Annotated in this window: 4 protein-coding genes and 1 pseudogene; all 5 read left to right on the top strand. The window is 44.1% G+C overall.

Going from position 1 to position 3,808, the window contains the following annotated elements:
- The coding region (locus B3D59_RS00880; RefSeq protein WP_286817195.1) for a glycosyltransferase at positions 1 to 342 on the top strand (342 nt) is incomplete at its 5' end.
- A 17-nt stretch (positions 343 to 359) separates the two neighbouring features.
- Positions 360 to 1,022, top strand: coding sequence for a hypothetical protein (locus B3D59_RS00885; protein WP_286817196.1), 663 nt, complete (start codon positions 360 to 362; stop codon positions 1,020 to 1,022).
- Between the two features lie 119 nt (positions 1,023 to 1,141).
- On the top strand, positions 1,142 to 2,443 hold the full coding sequence (locus B3D59_RS00890) for a glycoside hydrolase domain-containing protein (RefSeq protein WP_286817197.1): 1,302 nt from the start codon (positions 1,142 to 1,144) through the stop codon (positions 2,441 to 2,443).
- 30 nt (positions 2,444 to 2,473) lie between these two features.
- On the top strand, positions 2,474 to 3,058 hold the full coding sequence (locus B3D59_RS00895) for a hypothetical protein (RefSeq protein ID WP_286817198.1): 585 nt from the start codon (positions 2,474 to 2,476) through the stop codon (positions 3,056 to 3,058).
- A gap of 12 nt (positions 3,059 to 3,070) precedes the next feature.
- Positions 3,071 to 3,481 (top strand): annotated as a pseudogene (locus tag B3D59_RS00900) (integrase core domain-containing protein); the annotation flags it as partial.
- Positions 3,482 to 3,808: the final 327 nt, after the last annotated feature.

Here is a 3,808-nt window from a genome sequence, read left to right on the forward strand (position 1 = left end):
GATATTCCTGACCTTTTAAGAAAGATGGATTTGTTTGTCCTGCCGTCCATCAATGAAGGCATTTCTAATACGATTCTGGAGGCTATGGCTACCGGGTTGCCGGTTGCTGCAACCAAGGTGGGAGGAAACATAGAGCTTGTCCAGGACGGCATTAACGGCCGACTATTTGAAGTCGGGGACTGGGAACATCTTTCTGAGATTATGCTTGATTATTGCCTTAATAAAGAAAAAAGAACGGCCCATGGAAAAGCCTCCAGGAGAATTATCCAAAGCCGGTTTTCCATTGATCAAATGGTGGGGGCATATATGCAAGTATGGAAAAGGGTTGCAAGAAAATATTGACTCCTTTGGTTTGAAGCATGAGCCGTAATATATCGTTTAAAAAGCAGGTCCTGATGGTGGGTCTGCTTTTTTTATTTTCGGGTATTTTAAATGACTCCCGGTGCGATGCCAACTGGCCGCCCGAAGGTAAGGGAAAACGGTTTGAGGTGACAAGGGATACAGGTATTTCATCTGTGGGGAGGGAGAAAAACGGCAATTGTGGTGGTTCTTGGAAAGTAAAGCTGAAGGGGCAGCAGGAGTTTGTACTCTTTGACATTGACCCTAAAGATCTGAGGGGCAAAATTATTACGGGTGCGGTGTTGTATTTTAATACCTCTGCGTCCAAAAGCGCGCCTATTCTCAGGACTGGGGTATCCAGTGTTGCCGGTAGGTGGGAGGAGGGATTTTTATTTCGGTATCTTCCGTTGCCGGGGGCTTCCTGCTTTAATCAGGCCGGGTATAAAGTTCAAGACTGGGCTTATCCCGGCAGCAGCCTTATGGATGTGGTCTTTGGTCACGGGCATACGTTAATGAAACGGTCTGCTTCCAGGTCAATGCGAAAAAGCAGATTGATAGAGCAAAAGCGGAGCTTATTTTTCCTGCTTTTCCTGGGCTTAAGACCAAGCTGCTTAAAGCCGTTTACGTGTATCCAAAGAATGGAAAGGCGCCCTGCCCGCTTCCGGACCCTTTGGTCCCTTTAAAAGGACAGGAATTCAATCTGCAAAAGAATGGGTCTTTTGTTTGTGAGCTTTTTGTCCCCCATGATACCCCGGCTGGGATAAAATATGGAAAGCTGTCAATTTGGAACGGTGAAGAAACTATGGTGTTTGATGTAGAACTGGAGGTCTACAATTTTACATTGCCGGATAAGCTGTCTTTTGTGCCGGAAATGAATGCATACGGTACTGCAGATCCTTATAAAAGCTATGACTATTACAAACTGGCACATGAGAACAGAACATGTCTGAACCGGCTGCCTTATAATTGGACTGGGAAGCCTGCATTTGCACCGGATGTGAAAGATGGAGTGTTTGACTGGGAAAAATGGGATGAAAGAATCGGACCATTGCTGGATGGTTCAGCATTTAAAGATATGAAGCGGGCCAATGAACCGGTGGATGTGTTTTATCTGCCTTTTAACGAAAACTGGCCGGTTAGTGTTTTTCAGCATTTTAAACCCTCTTACTGGGCAGATGAAGCATTCAATATAGAATATGGTAAAAAAATGAAAAACGATTTCCAGGCGTTTGCTGATCATTTCAGGGAACAGAGATGGTTTGACACGATTTTTCAACTTTATCTGAACAATAAAATTACCTATCGGGGAAAAAACGATTCTTCGTCAGCTCCGTGGCACTTTGATGAGCCTGTTAATACTCAGGATTTTTGGGCCTTAAGGTGGTATGGCAAACTATGGAAAGACGCCCTTTCAAAGAAGCGCGATCCCCGTTTGAAAATGTGGTTCAGGGCAGATATCTCCTACAGTGAATTTGGCCGAAATATTCTTTGGGGTATCACCGATATGGAATATATAGGGGGGAATAATCAACAGAAAACGAGAATGATACATGACAGACAGGTTTTGAACGGACCGGTCAGGTTTGCAGAATACGGTTCAGCAAACAGGATAGACCAATCCAATGCAATGACCCTTTTGTGGTGCTTATCCGCCTGGTTTAAAGGCGCTGACGGGGTATTGCCGTGGCAGACAATGGGAACCAAAGAAAGTTGGAAAAAAGCTGATCAGAATGCGATTTTTTATCCTGGCCCTGAAGGGCCGATGCCTTCTCTCAGGTTAAAAGCGTTTATGGCAGGGCAGCAATTAATTGAATACTGCACTATTTTCTGTGATTTGTTTGGTGTTTCACGGCAGGAGTTAAAACAGATTTATGATAAGATGGTCAAAGATAACCATGGTATCGTCGATCCTGCTTTTGTATCGCGATTTCGGTCTAAACTGGCAGGGAAGATATCTGATCTGGCACCAGCTTACAGGCGGTCATGGTATGACTGGGGAAATATCCGATCAAAAAAAGGAAGGCCCATAACATTGAAATATGTAACCCCTTCACCTGAAATAAAAAGTAATACACCTGAATGTAATGATTTCTCTCCGTTATAATTTTTCCCATTCAAACCAGGTGATAATGAAATGAAAATAACAGAGCCGTTAAGGACGTTGAAAAATTATTTGTGCCGTCCCTCTGATAAGCGGGGCAAAAGAATGGTATTTCTGATTGAGTGTATTCTGAATCAGAATTCCCGAGATATTGGTGCTGCCAGTTTTAAAGCGATGAATTTTGAGGTGATAAACCTTTGCATGAAATATCATGTCGGTATGGTTCAAATTCCCTGTCCGGAAATGATCTGCCTGGGATTTGGCCGAAAAAGAAAGCCGGGTCAATCCATCCTGGATGTTTTGGATACGGACTCTGGTCGGCGTTGCTGTGCAGATTTGGCAGGTATTGTTGGTGGCCGGGTGAAAGAATATATTGACAGCGGGAACAAAGTAGTCGCTGTTTTAGGCGGAAATCCTGAGAGCCCGGGATGTGCAGTGCACTATAACGGGGCCACCAGGCGTAAGCTCTCAGAGCAATCAGGTATTTTTATGCAAGCCCTTTTTCAGGAGTTGTCCCGAATACAGATTGATGTTCCCTTTTTAGGCATCCGGGATTGCAGATCCGATTGGTTCGTGTCTGATTTACAATCGCTGGAGTTGATTTTTAGAAACCGCTGATATAATGATCAGCTGGCCAAACTTCAGGATTTGGGCGTGATACCATCCTTTAGCCGCCCTTCTATCAGTAATGATAATCCTTTTTCTGAATCATTATTCAAAACCCTGAAATACCGGCCTGAATATCCGGCCAAGCCATTTGATGCGATGCTGGAAGCCAGGGAATGGGTCCATACCTTCACATATTGGTACAATAACGTCCATTTGCACAGCGGTATTGGATTTGTCACCCCCGCTGACCGGCACAATGGCAATGATGTAGCCGTTCTTGCCAACAGACATCAAATTTATCAGAAAGCCAAATCGAAACATCCTGAAAGATGGTCTGGAAGGACAAGGAATTGGGAACCTGGAACAACGGTTACTTTGAAAAAATTTAAACAGCAAAAAGCTGAAAAGACGGCTGATAAGCAAGCTGCATAACCGTTTGAGTATGGCACGGTATAGCACAATTCTCTCATGGCCGAGAATGGGCCCCCAATTGCTCGTCGGAGGCCATGAGAGAATTGTGCGGTAGAGCTTGGAACTTCGTTTGAAAAAAAGGCGACAACTTGCTTGACACACACCAGTTTATGGTGACAAAGTTGATTATAAAAATCTTCCTGCGGCTCATCTAAAATCAGAAGAGACAAAAAAACAGATCCTCACCCGCACCTACCAAATGAACGTGATACACAAAAAATTTACTGACGCTCTGAACGTAGTAATCATAGAGAAAAAAAACGTAAAAACGGGTAAGATAGCCACCGT

The sequence above is a fragment of the Desulfobacter sp. UBA2225 genome, assembly GCF_002348205.1.
GTDB lineage: Bacteria > Desulfobacterota > Desulfobacteria > Desulfobacterales > Desulfobacteraceae > Desulfobacter > Desulfobacter postgatei.

Excerpts from the sequence above, each read along its gene's own strand:
- B3D59_RS00890 (WP_286817197.1), top strand. The coding sequence starts at position 1,142 with ATGGTGTTTGATGTAGAACTGGAGGTCTACAATTTTACATTGCCGGAT.
- B3D59_RS00885 (WP_286817196.1), top strand. The coding sequence starts at position 360 with ATGAGCCGTAATATATCGTTTAAAAAGCAGGTCCTGATGGTGGGTCTG.
- B3D59_RS00895 (WP_286817198.1), top strand. The coding sequence starts at position 2,474 with ATGAAAATAACAGAGCCGTTAAGGACGTTGAAAAATTATTTGTGCCGT.